At 70.7% G+C, this 14,722-nt stretch carries 13 protein-coding genes; 8 read left to right on the top strand and 5 right to left on the bottom strand.

Annotated features, from left to right (window positions below; all coding sequences use genetic code 11):
* Nucleotides 1-42 precede the first annotated feature (42 nt).
* On the bottom strand, nt 43-696 hold the full coding sequence (locus tag AB0J55_RS27325; RefSeq protein WP_364254225.1) for a TetR/AcrR family transcriptional regulator C-terminal domain-containing protein: 654 nt from the start codon (nt 694-696) through the stop codon (nt 43-45).
* A 98-nt stretch (nt 697-794) separates the two neighbouring features.
* Between AB0J55_RS27325 and AB0J55_RS27320 the strand changes: the two genes are divergently transcribed.
* Nucleotides 795-1,769, top strand: coding sequence for an NAD(P)-dependent alcohol dehydrogenase (locus AB0J55_RS27320; RefSeq protein ID WP_364254222.1), 975 nt, complete (start codon nt 795-797; stop codon nt 1,767-1,769).
* Between the two features lie 118 nt (nt 1,770-1,887).
* Here the strand turns inward: AB0J55_RS27320 and AB0J55_RS27315 are convergent, their stop codons facing one another.
* Nucleotides 1,888-2,817: an alpha/beta hydrolase gene (locus AB0J55_RS27315; protein ID WP_364254219.1), complete on the bottom strand. Its 930-nt coding sequence runs from the start codon at nt 2,815-2,817 to the stop codon at nt 1,888-1,890.
* A 196-nt stretch (nt 2,818-3,013) separates the two neighbouring features.
* Nucleotides 3,014-3,613: a QsdR family transcriptional regulator gene (locus AB0J55_RS27310; RefSeq protein WP_364254216.1), complete on the bottom strand. Its 600-nt coding sequence runs from the start codon at nt 3,611-3,613 to the stop codon at nt 3,014-3,016.
* Nucleotides 3,614-3,709: 96 nt separating this feature from the next.
* Between AB0J55_RS27310 and AB0J55_RS27305 the strand changes: the two genes are divergently transcribed.
* A complete protein-coding gene (locus AB0J55_RS27305; RefSeq protein WP_364254213.1) occupies nt 3,710-4,348 on the top strand; it encodes a DsbA family oxidoreductase in 639 nt (212 codons plus the stop codon).
* Here AB0J55_RS27305 and AB0J55_RS27300 read toward each other — a convergent pair.
* The gene (locus tag AB0J55_RS27300; RefSeq protein ID WP_364254210.1) at nt 4,323-4,508 is read right to left on the bottom strand and encodes a hypothetical protein; all 186 of its coding nucleotides are present in this window, start codon (nt 4,506-4,508) and stop codon (nt 4,323-4,325) included. The genes AB0J55_RS27305 and AB0J55_RS27300 overlap by 26 nt on opposite strands.
* A gap of 464 nt (nt 4,509-4,972) precedes the next feature.
* On the bottom strand, nt 4,973-5,959 hold the full coding sequence (locus AB0J55_RS27295; protein WP_364254207.1) for a LacI family DNA-binding transcriptional regulator: 987 nt from the start codon (nt 5,957-5,959) through the stop codon (nt 4,973-4,975).
* 235 nt (nt 5,960-6,194) lie between these two features.
* Between AB0J55_RS27295 and AB0J55_RS27290 the strand changes: the two genes are divergently transcribed.
* From AB0J55_RS27290 to AB0J55_RS27265, 6 genes are all read left to right on the top strand, one after another.
* A complete protein-coding gene (locus AB0J55_RS27290; protein WP_364254204.1) occupies nt 6,195-7,124 on the top strand; it encodes a sugar ABC transporter permease in 930 nt (309 codons plus the stop codon).
* Nucleotides 7,125-7,194: 70 nt separating this feature from the next.
* Nucleotides 7,195-8,004 carry a carbohydrate ABC transporter permease gene (locus AB0J55_RS27285; protein ID WP_364254778.1) on the top strand — a complete coding sequence of 270 codons (810 nt, stop codon included), beginning with the start codon at nt 7,195-7,197 and terminating at the stop codon, nt 8,002-8,004.
* A 34-nt stretch (nt 8,005-8,038) separates the two neighbouring features.
* Nucleotides 8,039-9,382, top strand: coding sequence for a sugar ABC transporter substrate-binding protein (locus AB0J55_RS27280; protein WP_364254201.1), 1,344 nt, complete (start codon nt 8,039-8,041; stop codon nt 9,380-9,382).
* Nucleotides 9,379-10,923: an alpha-L-arabinofuranosidase C-terminal domain-containing protein gene (locus AB0J55_RS27275; RefSeq protein ID WP_364254198.1), complete on the top strand. Its 1,545-nt coding sequence runs from the start codon at nt 9,379-9,381 to the stop codon at nt 10,921-10,923. Before AB0J55_RS27280 ends, AB0J55_RS27275 begins: the two co-directional genes overlap by 4 nt.
* Nucleotides 10,916-12,670 (top strand): beta-galactosidase family protein, encoded by a 1,755-nt coding sequence (locus tag AB0J55_RS27270; RefSeq protein ID WP_364254195.1) that lies wholly within the window; start codon nt 10,916-10,918, stop codon nt 12,668-12,670. The genes AB0J55_RS27275 and AB0J55_RS27270 overlap by 8 nt, the downstream gene beginning before the upstream one ends.
* Before the next feature lie 92 nt (nt 12,671-12,762).
* The gene (locus AB0J55_RS27265; RefSeq protein ID WP_364254192.1) at nt 12,763-14,691 is read left to right on the top strand and encodes an RICIN domain-containing protein; all 1,929 of its coding nucleotides are present in this window, start codon (nt 12,763-12,765) and stop codon (nt 14,689-14,691) included.
* Nucleotides 14,692-14,722: the final 31 nt, after the last annotated feature.

The following is a 14,722-nucleotide window of genomic DNA, read 5'->3' as shown; positions in this document are numbered from 1 at the left end:
TTCGATTCTGCCCCGGTGAGCGGGGGTGTCCCAATCGGTGGACTACCGCAGCCGGTCGAGCCCGTCGAGGATGACGTCGAGGCCGAATTCGAACTCCGCCTGGTCGTCGCACCAGCCCAGGGTCGAGTCCGGGTCGTCGTGCGCGATCTCGCTGAGCATCCCGGTCAGGTTCGGCAGCTGCCAGGTCACGTCCACCGGCAGGTCCGCCGACTCGCCGGCGCTCGGGTCGAACAGTTCCTGGCTGAAGCCGAGCGCGCGGCTGCCGAGGGCGTGCAGCGCGTGGTGCACCAGGTCGTAGGAGAATCCGCCGGCGCGCATCAGCCCGACCAGCGCGTCGTAGTAGCGCAGGACCTCGGTGCTGGTCGACGACCGCGTCTCGAACAGCTCCGGCGCCCAGCGGTGCCGGAGGAACACCTGCCGCGCGGTCAGGATCCGCTGCCGGACCGAGGCCTTCCAGTCCGGGGACGGCTCGACGTGGCCGACGGCCTCGTTGATCTCGCGGGCCACGACGTCGACGATGCCGTCGAGCACGTCTTCCTTCTTGGCGACGTGGTAGTAGAGCGACATCGCCTCGGCGCCGAGCTCCTCGGCGAGCCGGCGCATGGTCAGGGCCCGCAGCCCGTGCGCGTCGGCGAGGTCGACCGCAGCGCGCAGGACGCGCTCGCGGCTGAGGGGCATCCGCGCGTCGGTCGTCACCCACAAGATCGTACAAGGTAAGACGCGGTTGACGTTCTTACGTTGTACGGCGTAACTTACAGCGTACGACTTACGACGTAAGAATTCTGGGAGGCGGCATGGAGGCCCTGGTCCAGCACGTGTACGGCGCAGCTTCGAGCCTGGTCCTCGAGGACGTGCCCGACCCCGTGCCCGGCGAAGGAGAGGTGCTGGTCCGGGTCCGGGCGAGTTCGGTCAACCCGTACGACTGGCACTTCCTGAGAGGAGAGCCGTACGTGGCACGCGTGATGACCGGCGGCTTCGGCCTCCGGCGGCCACCGGTGGGCGTCCTCGGGTGCGACCTGGCGGGCCGGGTGGAGACGCCCGGTGCCCGCTTCGGCCCGGGCGACGACGTCTACGCGTTGTTACCCCGGGGCGCCCACGCCGAGTACGTCTGCGTACGCGAGGACCTGCTGGCCCCGATGCCGGTGAATCTGACGTACGAGCAAGCGGCGGCGATCCCGATGGCGGCGGTCACCGCGGTGGTCGCCTTGCGGGGTGTGGAAGCGGGGCAGCGGGTGCTGGTGAACGGCGCTTCCGGCGGGGTCGGCACGTTCGCGGTCCAGCTGGCGAAGGCCCTCGGAGCGCGGGTCGACGCGGTCTGCAGCGCGGCCAACGCCGAGCAGGCCCGTTCGCTCGGCGCGGAGTACGTCTTCGACTACCGGGCAGAGGACTTCACCCGGAGCGGCCGCACCTACGACGTCGTGTTGGACATCGCGGGCAGCCGCTCGGTGTTCGCGTGCCGCAAGGTGCTCGCGCGCAACGGCACATTCATCGCGGTCGGCGGCCCGGCCGGCCGCTGGCTGCAGCCCGCGGGCCACGTCTTCGCAGCATTGGCGTCCGCGTTCTTCGCCCGGCGGCGCGTGGTGCTTGCGGACGCGGTGGCGTGCCGGGACAAGGCTGCCGTCCTGAGGAAGCTGACCGAGTTCGTGGAGTCCGGCGCGGTGACACCGGTCATCGACCGGACGTACCCGTTCGACGACCTGCGCGCCGCGTTCGACTACCAGGAGGCGGGCCACGCCCGGGGGAAGGTGGTCGTCACGGTGGCTTCGTAGCTGTTGCGCCGCCGGTGGGTCAGCGGTTCGGTGCGGGTTGCTGCCTGGCCTGGAGTACCCGCGGTGCCCCCGGGTACCGGCGCAAATGTCGCCACGCACCCGGAGGCCCCGCCGAACCCTAACCGTTATGCGGGCAGTTACCCCGGTAGTCCGAAATGGACAGGCTGGTCGCCGGGAGCGGGCAGAGGAACTGCTCGTAGCGGGTGTCGTCGTCGATGAACCGCTTGAGCCAGGACAGCGTGTACTTCGCGATCGTCGTGTTCGGCGAGTTCGGGGCGAAGTGGCTGGCCCCGCGCAGCTCGAGGTACGCGCGGTCCAAAGTGGACGGGAGGCTGGTGTAGAACGGGATCGAGTGCGAAGCCACCGGTGCGACGGTGTCCGACTGCGCGCCGACGACCAGGGTCGGCACGCGCAGCGTCGACCAGTTCTTGGTCAGGTTCCAGCCGGTCAGCGGCACCGCGGCCTGCAGCGACGGCCGTGACCGCGCCGCCTCCAGTGTGCCGCCGCCGCCCATCGAGTGGCCGACGACGCCGAGCCTGCTGCTGTCGATGCGTGAGCGCACCGAACTCTGCTGGGTCAGGTAGTCGAGCGAGGCCAGCAGCTGCCTGCCGCGGCTGTCGGGCTGGTCGGAGGTGGTCAGGGTGTCGATGGTGAACACCACGAACCCCTGCGAGGCCAGGCGCGGGCCCAGCCAGGCGATGCTCGACTGGGTCGCCGTGAAGCCGGGCGCGATCGAGATCGCCCCGAACGTGCCCGCGGTCGTGGTCGTCGGGTAGTAGATCGTGCCGCCGCCGAAACCGGACACAGCCAGCCGCGACACCGTGACCGTGCTCGTCGCGAAGGAGCCGCGGGTGGCTTCGATGCTGGCGGTCGTCGGGTCGGGACCCCGCTCGTAGGGGTTCGCGGCGGCGGGTGCCGGCGCGGCGACGCCGGTGGTCAGGGCCAGGGCGGCCAGCACGACGCCGGCGGCCTTGGCGCGCCATGGGCGGCGGCGGGAAATTTTCTCACCCGAGCCAGACGACGTCGGCGGGCTGGTGAGTGTGGTCATGGATCGCTCTCTTTCCCCGGGCAGGTGAAAGCGCGCCCGGACACAGACGGGCGGATCGGCAGAAGTGTGGCACGGCAACGGAAATCGTGCCGCGTGCGGGTTGCGGGGTAACCGCTTCCCCGCTGCCTATGAAACACCTCGGCGAAATGTTCCACATCCTCCGGATGGGTGAGTGGTTGACGGACTGGGCGGTCGCTCAGCGAGTGGCGGCCGGCTCCAGTGCGCCGCGCACGAGGGTGTCCACCAGGGTGGTCGCGACCGTCAGGTCCACCGAGCGCGCCGCCAGGACGTCCGAATACAGGAACGACTCGCCGAGCCGGACCACCGCGAACGCCAGGTCCGGCAGCCCGACCAGCGGGGTCAGCCCGGCGGCCTCGGCGTCGGCCCGGAACAGCTCGACGTGGGCGTCGACCAGCCCCGGCTGCACCGCGCCGCGCGGGTCGGTCAGCACGCGCAGGGCGACGTTCGACTCGGCCTCGATCAGCTTGCGCATGCCTTCACTGTCGGCGACTTCGCGGCGGTACTCCTCCATGACCCACAGGCAGCGCAGGCGCCCCGCCGGCGTGCGGACCGCGTCGCCGTGCCCGGCGCGCCAGCCGTCGAGGGCGCGCTGCCAGGTCCGGTCGGACAGCAGCCGCAGGCCGGCGCCCATCAGGTCGTCGCGGTTGCCGACACGCCGGAAGAACGTCGTGCGCGAAATCCCCAGTTCGGCCGCCATCCGGCCGAGGTCGAGGCGGGTGCCGGCCATGAGCAGCCGCGCCGCGTGCTGGACGATGTCCTCGGTCGAGACGGTCACCGGCTCACCCTAGCTTCGGCGGCCGGGCGGCGGCGCCGCGCAGGTGGCCGCCGGTTACCTTGAAGTGCGCGGCGCCCCTTCGGTTAGCTTGGTCCCGTGCGCGTAGACATCTGGTCCGATCTGGTCTGTCCCTGGTGTTATCTCGGCAAACGCCGCTTCGAGCGGGCAGTGGCCGAGCTCGGCGCCGACGTCGAGGTGGTGCACCACTCGTTCCAGCTCGACCCGTCGTTCCCGCGCGGGACTTCGCGGCCGACGCGGGAGGTGCTCGCCGAAAAGTACGGCCGGACACTGGAAGAGGCCGACGCGATGGAAGCGCAGATGGAGGAGCGCGCGGCCGCCGACGGTCTCGAGTACCACCTGGACGGTGTCCACATGGGCAACACCGTCGACGGCCACCGCCTGGTCCACCTCGCGGCCGAGAGCGGGCTGGCCGACGCCGTCGTCGACCGGTTCTACCGCGCGCACTTCACCGAGCGGCGGTCCCTGTTCGACCGCGGGTCGCTGGTGGAGCTGGCGGCCGAAGCCGGGCTGGACCAAGCCGCAGCAGTCGCCGTGCTCGAGTCCGACCGGTACGAAGCCGAGGTGGCGGCGGACGGCGAGCAGGCCAGGGCCCTGGGGGCGACCGGCGTGCCGTTCTTCGTGATCGACCAGCGGTTCGGCGTCGCCGGCGCCCAGTCGCCCGAGGTGTTCGCGCAGGTGCTGCGCCGCGTCAGCGACGGCGCCGCCGCCGGGTGAACCGCGACCGGTCGGTGGCGATCCCGGCCAGGTGCAGGGCGACGCAGAGCAGCCCGGCGGTGGTGAGCGTCCCGGTGGTGATCACCGGGCCCAGCCCGAACCCCGCGAGCTCCATGAGCAGGGCGAGCCCGAAGAGAACGGCGGCGAGAATGGCGAGCATGACGGCCTCTTTCCGCACGGTGCGGCCAAATGGTCCACACCACTGCGACGTTCGCGGGACCGGGGGTTCCGGTCCGGTGGCCGGTAATGCCCCCGCCTCCCGGCGCTGAAACGGGCACCTGCGGCGACTTTTCCGGTGGACCCCGCCCCACCCGGGCGCGCCGGGGTCGCGCGTCGAAAAGGGAGCGACGTGCGCGAGTGGCTGATCATCGGGGCGACGATCACGACACTGGCCACGACCTGCGGCACCAGACCACCGCCGGCGACCCGGGCTCGATCGGCACGGCCCAGAACGAGACAGGCTTACGCGAAGCGGCAAGGCCGCTGGCAGATCCGCGGACACCCCCGCGACTTGCGCTCACCGTTTCTCGGCGGTCCGCGGCATCGCCGCCTCCCGGGATCTCCGCCAGTCCGCGGGGGCGCCCCCCGTCTTCCACTCTACCGGTAGGGACCGACAATTCCGGGTCACGCGGGCGGGGGTGCGGTGCTGGACCGGATCACCAGCTCCGTCGGCAGCAGCACCGGCTCCCCGGCCTCCGTGCCGGTCTCGATCTCGGTCAGGAGGGCCTCCACCGCGTGGCGGCCCACCGCCTCGAACGACTGGCGGATCGTCGTCAACGGCGGCCAGAAGTGGGCTGACTCCTCCATGTCGTCGAACCCCACCACGCTCACCGAAGCCGGTACCGCGCGGCCGGACTCGTGCAACGCGCGCAGCACGCCCAACGCCATCTGGTCGTTCGCCGCGAACACCGCCGTCACCGCCGGGTCCGCCGCCAGCTGGAGTCCCGCCCGGTAGCCCGACTCCGGGGACCAGTCGCCGACCAGGACCGGGGGGACCACCCGGCCGGCACGCTCCAGCGTGGCCTGCCACGACTTCCGGCGGCGCTCGGCCGAATAGGACTGCGGTGGGCCCGCGATGTGCCAGACCGTCGCGTGCCCCAAAGACAGCAGGTGGCTCGTCGCCCGGGCCGCTCCGTCCGCCTGGTCGTTGTCGACCACCGGGTAGTCGTAACGGGCGCTCGAATCGATCACCACCACCGGGAGGCCGTGTGGCAGTTCGATCTCGCTTTGGTCAAGCTGGTGTTGCTCGATGAGGATGATGACGCCGTCGACCGCCTGCTCGTTCAACGTGCTGAACGCGCCCGTCACCTCGCCCTGCGTCGGGCGCGTCACCGGCATCAGGATGATCGAAAACCCCTCCGTCACGACCGCCGCCGCGATGGCGTCTAGGGTGCGGCTGTTGCCGAATGTCGGGAGGGCGGAAATGATCACGCCGATGCTGCGGAACTGGCCGTTGCGCAGGGCGCGGGCCGCGCTGTTCGGGCGGTAGCCGACCCGGCGCATCGCGGCGAGGACCCGCTCGCGCGTCGCCTCGTCCACATTGGTCTTGCCGTTGGCGACCCGGGAGACCGTCTGGCCCGACACGCCCGCCTCGCGGGCCACATCCGCCATCGACGGGCCCCGGCGCCGGGCAGGGCCGGATGCGGATGACGTCGCTGTCTGGGGCGGCACGGTCACTCCTTAGCTTTCGGGGGTCCGGGTGGCGAAGCCCCCGGCCCGGGGCGAAGCCCCGGCTGACACAGTGTCCTGGACATGTTTACGTCAACACGTTACTCTGCGGCCGTCCATGTTGACGTAAACATCACGCCGGGTCCAGCGCCCGGCCGCATCACCACTCGGAGAGACGATGACGTCCACAGCGGCTCCGCCCGCCCCGGTGCCGGCGCGCCGGGCGCCCGCGGCCCGCCGGCCGCGGCGGAAATGGCGGGGCTGGCTCTTCGTCGCCCCCTTCATGCTGGTGTTCGCGCTGGTCTTCCTCGCGCCGGTCGTCTACGCCTTCGTGCTCAGCCTCTTCCGCGACCAGGCCTTCTTCGGCGGCACGGTCTTCGTCGGCGCCGACAACTACGTGCAGGTGTTCGGCGACCCGAAGTTCTGGGACGCCTTCCGGCGGGTGCTGGTGTTCCTCGCCGTGCAGGTGCCGATCATGCTGGTGCTCGCGTTGATCGCCGCCCTCGCGATCGACAGCGCCCGGCTGCACGCCGCCGGGTTCTTCCGGATCGTGATCTTCCTGCCGTACGCGGTCCCCGCCGTCGTCGCCGCGCTGATGTGGGGCTTCATCTACGGTGACCACTTCGGACTCGCCGCGGACCTGAACCACCTGCTGGGCACCGATTCGGTGAAGCCGCTGTCGCAGAACTGGCTGCTCACCTCGATCGGGAACATCGTCACGTGGGAGTTCGTGGGCTACAACATGCTCATCTTCTACTCCGCGCTGAAGGTGATCCCGAAGGAACTGTTCGAGGCGGCTGCGATCGACGGCGCCGGCGCGTTCCGCACCGTCGTTTCCGTCAAGCTCCCCGCCATCCGCGGCGCGATCGTGGTCGCGACGATCTTCTCGATCATCGGCAGCTTCCAGCTGTTCAACGAGCCGAACATCATGCGCAACCTGGTGCCGAACATGATCGTCACCAACTACACGCCGAACATGTACGCCTACAACCTTTCCTTCAACGGGCAGCAGTACAACTACTCCGCTGCCGTCGCGATCGTGATGGGCGTGATCACCGCGGTCATCGCCTACGTCGTGCAGCTGCGCGGCTCCCGGAAGGAGATGTGACGTGGCTGTTCTGTCGAAGACACAGTTCTCGGTGACGAAGCCCCGGAAGTCGCGTGTCCTCACCGGTTTCATGGCGCTCTACCTGCTCTACACGCTGGTGCCGCTGGTCTGGCTGATCATCAACGCCACCAAGACCCAGCCCGCGCTGTTCTCGACGTCGGGCCTGTCCTTCGGCGACTCGTTCGCGCTGTTCGACAACATCGGCCGGACGTTCACCTACAACGACGGCATCTTCTTCCGCTGGCTGGGGAACACGCTGCTGTACGTCGTGGTCGGGGCCGGTGGTGCGACGATCCTCGCCACGGCCGCCGGCTACGGGCTGGCCAAGTACCGCTTCCCCGGCCGCCGCGCGGTGTTCGCCGTCGTCCTCGGGGCGGTGGCCGTGCCGCCGACCGCGCTGGCCGTGCCGACGTTCCTGATGTTCAGCAAGCTCGGGCTGACGAACACGCCGCTGGCGGTCATCATCCCGTCCCTGATCAGCCCGTTCGGCCTGTACCTGATCTGGGTCTACGCCGCCGACGCCATCCCCGACGAGCTCCTGGAAGCAGCGCGGATCGACGGCGCGGGCGAGATCCGGATCTTCCTCACCGTGACGCTGCGCCAGCTCGTCCCCGGAATCATCACGGTCACGCTGTTCACGATGGTGCAGACGTGGAACAACTACTTCCTGCCGCTGATCATGCTCAGCGAGCCGAAGTGGTACCCGCTGACCGTCGGGCTGAACCAGTGGAGCGCCCAGGCCAACGGCGCCGGCGCCCAGCCGATCTTCAACCTGGTCCTCACCGGGTCGCTGCTCACCATCATTCCCCTCGTCGTCGCTTTCCTGCTCATGCAACGGTTCTGGCAGTCCGGGCTGAGCGCCGGAAGCGTTAAGCAGTAACACCCGCCGTCACACCGCCGTGAAGGGACACCCGATGTCAAGAATCCGCACCCGCGTGAAGGCGGCCGCCGCCATCGCGCTGGCCGCCGCCCTGGCGGTCGGCTGCTCGTCCGGGGGCACGCCCTCCGCCCCCGCCGCCGCCACCGGCAGCCAGGACGCCGTCGACGCCGCGCTCAAGGCCGGCGGCGAGATCACCTACTGGAGCTGGACGCCGTCGGCCAAGGACCAGGTGGCCGCGTTCCAGAAGGAATACCCGAACGTCAAGGTCAACTACGTCAACGCGGGCACCAACAAGGACGAGTACACCAAGCTGCAGAACGCGATCAAGGCCGGCTCGGGTGCCCCCGACGTCGCCCAGATCGAGTACTACGCCCTCCCGCAGTTCGCGCTCACCGACTCGCTGGCCGACCTCAACCAGTACGGTTTCGGCTCGTTCGAAAAGGACTACAGCGCCTCGACGTGGGCGCAGGTCAAGAACGGCAACGGGCTCTACGGCCTGCCGCAGGACTCCGGCCCGATGGCGCTGTTCTACAACAAGGAGGTCTTCGACAAGTACAGCATCGCTGTGCCGAAGACCTGGGCCGAGTACGTCGACGCGGCCAAGAAGCTGCACACTGCCGACCCGACGAAGTACATCACCGCCGACACCGGTGACGCGGGCTTCACCCTCAGCATGATCTGGCAGGCGGGCGGGCACCCGTTCACCGTCGACGGCCGGAACGTGAAGATCAACTTCGGCGACGAGGGCACCAAGAAGTGGACGTCGGTCTGGAACCAGCTGGTCCAGGGCAAGCTGCTCTCGCCGATCGCGGGCTGGTCCGACGACTGGTTCCGCGCCCTCGGTGACGGCACCATCGCGACCCTGCCCACCGGCGCCTGGATGCCCGGCAACTTCATCTCCTCCGTGGCCGCGGGCAGCGGGAAGTGGGCGGTCGCGCCGATGCCGACCTACGACGGGCAGAAGGCGGTCACCGCGGAGAACGGCGGCAGCACCCAGTCCGTGGTCAAGCAGAGCAAGAACCCGGCGCTGGCCGCGGGCTTCGTCCGCTGGCTCAACCACGGCGGCGGCGTCCAGCCGTTCATCAAGAGCGGCGGCTTCCCGTCCACCACGGCCGACCTGACCTCGCCCGCGTTCGTCGACGAGACCATGCCGTACTTCGGCGGCCAGAAGGTCAACCAGGTGCTGACCCAGGCGTCGAAGGACGTCGCGCCGGGCTGGACCTACCTGCCGTACCAGACCTACGCCAACAGCATCTACAGCGACACCGTCGGCAAGGCCTACCTGGCGGGCACGCCGCTCGACGCCGGCCTGGCGGCCTGGCAGCAGGCGCTCGTCGACTACGGCAACCAGCAGGGCTTCACGGTCAGCGCGGGATGACCGTCGACATCGAAGGCGACGCGGGCCAGGTCATCGGCCCGGTCCCGCGTCGCCTCTTCGGCTCCTTCGTCGAGCACATGGGCCGGTCCGTCTACACCGGACTGTACGAGCCCGGTCACTCCACAGCCGACGATCGCGGCTTCCGCGGCGACGTGCTGGAGCTGGTCCGCGAGCTCGGCCCGACCGTCATCCGCTACCCCGGCGGCAACTTCGTCTCCGGCTACCGCTGGGAAGACGGCGTCGGGCCGGCCGAAACCCGGCCGGTCCGGCTGGACCCTGCGTGGCACAGCGTCGAATCCAACCGCTTCGGCCTGCACGAATTCGTCGCGTGGGCCGAAGCCGCGGGTGCCGAGGTGATGTACGCGGTCAACCTCGGCACCCGCGGCATCCAGGAGGCCGCCGACGTCCTGGAGTACTGCAACCACGCCGGCGGCACGGAACTGAGCGAGCGGCGGCGTGCCAACGGCGCCGACCGCCCGTTCGGCTTCAAGCTGTGGTGCCTGGGCAACGAGATGGACGGCCCGTGGCAGATCGGCCACAAGACGGCCGAGGAGTACGGCCGCCTGGCCGCGGAAACCGCCCGGCTGATGCGGATGATCGACCCGGACGTCGAGCTGGTCGTCGCCGGCAGCTCGCACGCCGACATGCCGACGTTCGGCTCGTGGGAGCGCACGGTGCTGCGGCACACCGCCGAGCTCGTCGACCACATCTCGCTGCACGCCTACTACCAGGAGCTGCACGGCGACACCGACAGCTACCTGGCCAGCGCGGCCGCCCTGGACCGCTACATCGCCACCACGGCCGGGGTCATCGACGAGACCCTCGCCGAGCTGGGCCTGGACAAGAAGATCGGGATCAGCGTCGACGAGTGGAACGTCTGGGACCTGCGCCGCTGGAACGAGGTCGACCAGGCGAAGCTGGCCGAGGGCGGCTGGCGGCAGCACCCGCGGATCATCGAGGACACCTACACCGTCACCGACGCGGTCGTCGTCGGGTCGCTGCTGGGTTCCCTGCTGCGCAACGTCGACCGCGTCACCATGGCGAACCAGGCGCAGCTGGTGAACGTCATCGCGCCGATCCGCTCCGAGCCCGGCGGCCCGGCGTGGCGGCAGACGACGTTCCACCCGTTCCAGCGGGTCGCCGCGCTGGCCGGCGGGGCGAGCCTGCGGCTGGGCGTCGAAGGGGACCGGCTCCGCACCGCGCAGCACGGGGAGGTCGGTCTCGTCGACGTCGCGGCGACGGTCGAGGAGTCCGGGCGGGGCGCGGTGTTCCTCACCAACCGCGCGACGGCGTCGCCGACCGAAGTCCGGATCCGCCTGCGCGGCGCCCGGTTCGGCGTGTACGCCGCCGAAACCCTGACCACACCGGACGGCGAGACCCGCCACGCCGTGAACACCGCCGACGCACAACCGGTCCGGCCGGTGCCGCTACCCGGCGCCGCCGCGACGTCCGATCCCGGGGGGACCACCATCACCGTGACACTGCCACCCTTGTCCTGGACCGTGCTCCAGCTGACCCCGCAGGCGGGCCCGCATGCCTGAGTTCGCCATCGGGGAGCACGACTTCCTGCTCGACGGCCGCCCGTTCCGCATCCTGTCCGGGGCCCTGCACTACTTCCGCGTCCACCCGGACCTGTGGGCCGACCGGATCGACAAGGCCCGGCGGATGGGCCTCAACACCATCGAGACGTACGTGGCGTGGAACGCGCACGCCCCCGAGCCGGGCACGTTCGACCTGTCCGGCGGCCTCGACCTGGACCGCTTCCTGCGGCTGGTCGCCGACGCCGGGATGTACGCGATCGTGCGGCCCGGCCCGTACATCTGCGCCGAGTGGGACAACGGCGGGCTGCCGGCGTGGCTGTTCCGCGACCCCACGGTCGGGGTGCGCCGGTACGAGCCGAAGTACCTGGACGCCGTCCGCGAGTACCTGACGAAGGTGTACGAGGTCGTCGTCCCGCACCAGGTCGACCGCGGCGGGCCGGTGCTGCTGGTCCAGGTGGAGAACGAGTACGGCGCCTTCGGCGACGACAAGCGCTACCTGAAAGCGCTCGCCGAGCACACCCGCGAATCCGGGGTCACCGTGCCACTGACCACAGTGGACCAGCCGACGCCGGAGATGCTGGCGGCGGGCAGCCTGGACGGGCTGCACCGGACGGCGTCGTTCGGGTCCGGTGCCGAGGCGCGGCTGGCCATCCTGCGGGAGCACCAGCCGACCGGGCCGCTGATGTGCAGCGAGTTCTGGAACGGCTGGTTCGACCACTGGGGCGCCCACCACCACACGACGCCGGCCGCGGACTCGGCGGCGGAGCTCGACGCGCTGCTCGCCGCGGGCGCGTCGGTCAACCTCTACATGTTCCACGGCGGCACCAACTTCGGCCTCACCAACGGCGCCAACGACAAGGGCGTCTACCAGCCGCTGATCACGTCCTACGACTACGACGCGCCGCTCGACGAAGCCGGGGACCCGACGCCGAAGTACCACGCCTTCCGGGACGTGATCGCCCGCTACCACAAGGTGCCCGACACCGTCCCGCCGCCGGCCCGGCCCGCGCCGACACTGTCCGCGACGCTGCGCGACCCCGTCCGGCTGCTCGACGCCCCGGACCGCTGGGGCACCTGGGAGTTCCACGAGGAACTGCCCGCGTTCGACGACCTCACGCCGATGCCGCAGCTCGCGCTGCTGCGCACGAGGATCGAGGGTGACCGGCCGGGGGTGCTGGCGTTCGGCGAAGTCCGCGACCGCGCCACCGTGTTCTTCGACGGCGCCCTGGTGGGCACGCTCAGCCGGGACCACCACGAGCGGGCGCTCCCGCTGCCGCGCGCGGCCGGCGAGCTGCTGGTGCTGGTCGAGGACCAGGGCCGCGTCGACTACGGCCCGCGCATCGGCGAGGCGAAGGGCATCATCGGCGGGGCGGCCCTGCACGGCGAGCCGCTGACCGGCTGGGACGTGCTGCCGTTCGACCTTGCCACGCTGCCTTCGCTGCGGCCGTCGGCGCCGGAGCCCGTGGCGGGCGCGGTGGCCGGGCCGGTGCTGCTGCGCGCCGACATCGATGTCGACGAGCCCGCCGACCTCTTCCTCGACACCGGGGAGTGGGGCAAGGGCGTCGTCTGGCTCAACGGGTTCGCGCTCGGCCGGTACTGGCGGCGCGGGCCGCAACGGACGCTTTACGTGCCGCGCCCGGTGGTCCGGGCCGGTGCCAACGAACTGGTCGTGCTCGAACTCGGCACGATGCTCGACCCCGTGGCCCGGTTCGTGCCGCGGCCGCTGCTGGGCCACACCGAGGCCTGAGAGAAGTCCCCACCGAAGCGAAGGGCAGTTCGACGATGAACTTGCGGCGTTTGCTCACCGTCCTTTGTGTACCCCTGATAGGCGGCGCGGTCGTGGCCGCCCCGGCGGAAGCGGCCACCGCCGTCACCGTGAAGCCGGACCCGACGTACCGGCAGCAGCCCTTCGACGGCTGGGGCGCCAGCCTGGCGTGGATGGCCGAGGCGACCGGCGGCTACCCCGACGCCGTCCGGAACAAGCTGGCGGACCTGGTCTTCGGCCCGGACGGGCTGAACCTGAACATCGCCCGGTTCAACGTCGGCGGCGGCAACGCCCCGGACGTCCCGGCGTACCTGCGCGCGGGGGCCGCGGTGCCGGGCTGGTGGAAGGCACCGGCCGGCACCACCCGCGCCGACAAGGACTGGTGGACGCCCGGCAACCCGGCCGAGTTCGACCCGAAGGCCGACCCGAACCAGCGGTGGTGGGTCGACAGGATCAAGAACCGGGTCACGAAGTGGGAGGCGTTCAGCAACTCGCCGCCGTACTTCCAGACCGTGTCCGGGTACGTCTCGGGCGGCTTCAACGCCACCGACGAGCAGCTGCGCGCCGACAAGATCGGCGACTTCACCGCGTACCTGACGCAGGTCGTGCGGACGCTCGAAAAGGCGCACGGTATCAAGTTCGCGTCGGTGAACCCGATGAACGAGCCGAACACGAACTACTGGAAGACCACGCTCGGCGCCGACGGCAATCCGACGGGCGGCCGTCAGGAAGGCGCGCACCTCGGGCCGTCGGTCCAGTCGCAGCTGATCCCGGCGATGGCCTCGGCGCTGAAGGCGGCCGGCTCGCGGGCGATCGTCTCCGCGCCCGACGAGACCAACCCGGACATCTTCGCCGCGGACTGGAGCGGCTGGTCGGCCGACGCCCGCGCCGCGGCGGGCCGGCTCAACGTGCACACCTACGGCACCGGCAACCGGCCGGTCCCGCGCGACCTGGCCAAGGGCGCGGGCAAGCCGCTGTGGATGAGCGAGGTCGGCGGCAGCTGGCTGGACCGCCAGGACTTCACCGACATGGACCCCGGCCTCGGCATGGCCAAGCAGATCACCGACGACCTGCGGCTGCTCGAACCGAGCGCGTGGGTCAGCTGGCAGCCGATCGAGGACTACAACAACATGAAGCCGGGCGGCGAGTCCGCGGCCGGGATGAACTGGGGCGAGATCCAGGTCCCGTTCGACTGCCCGAAGAACGCCACCCTGGCCACCTGCCAGGTCCGGACGAACACGAAGTTCAACACGATGCGGAACTTCACCCACTACATCCGGCCGGGTGACCGGCTGATCGGGGTGGACGACACCGCGTCGACGGTCGCGATGCGCGGCGAAGACCTGGCGACGGTCGTGCACACCAACCCGGGCACCGACGCCCAGGACGTCACGCTGGACCTGTCCGGGTTCCGGAACGTCCGGCCGGGTGCTTCGGTGACGCCGGTCGTCACCGACGTCACCGGGGCGCTGAAGCGGGGCAAGCCGGTGAAGGTGACGTCTTCGCACGCCACGCTGCGGGTGCCGGCGCGGTCGGTGACCAGCTTCCTCGTCGACGGCGTCTCCGCGACGGCGGCCGGCACGGGCCTCGGCTCGGGCAAGCCGGTCACCTTCACCGGCGTGCAGAGCGGCAAGTCGCTGTCGGCCGAGAACGGCTCGCTGGTCCAGCGCACGACGGACGCCTCGGCGCCGGCGCAGCGCTGGACGCTCACCGACCGCACGGGCCGCTACGGCAACCGCGACCGGTTCACCATCACCAACGCGGGCACGGGCCAGGTGCTCGGCACCGCCGGCGGCGCGGTGACGCTGGCTGCGGCGGGCACGTGCGACCCCGCAGCCGAGTGGACGCTGTCCACCACCGGCGACGGCACCTGGACGTTCGTCAACGCGGCGAGCGGCCAGCTGCTCGACGTCACGAGCGAGTCCCGTGACGACGGCGCCCGGATCGGCCTGTACCAGCCGACCAACGGGCCCAACCAGCGCTGGCAGGCCATCGCCGGCTGACCGGGGAACCACCGAAGGCCACCACCAGCCC

The sequence above is a fragment of the Amycolatopsis sp. NPDC049688 genome (genome assembly GCF_040674975.1).
In the GTDB taxonomy this organism is placed as follows: domain Bacteria; phylum Actinomycetota; class Actinomycetes; order Mycobacteriales; family Pseudonocardiaceae; genus Amycolatopsis.
Note: the sequence above shows the minus strand (reverse complement) of the source record. Positions and strands in the feature narration are given on the sequence as shown.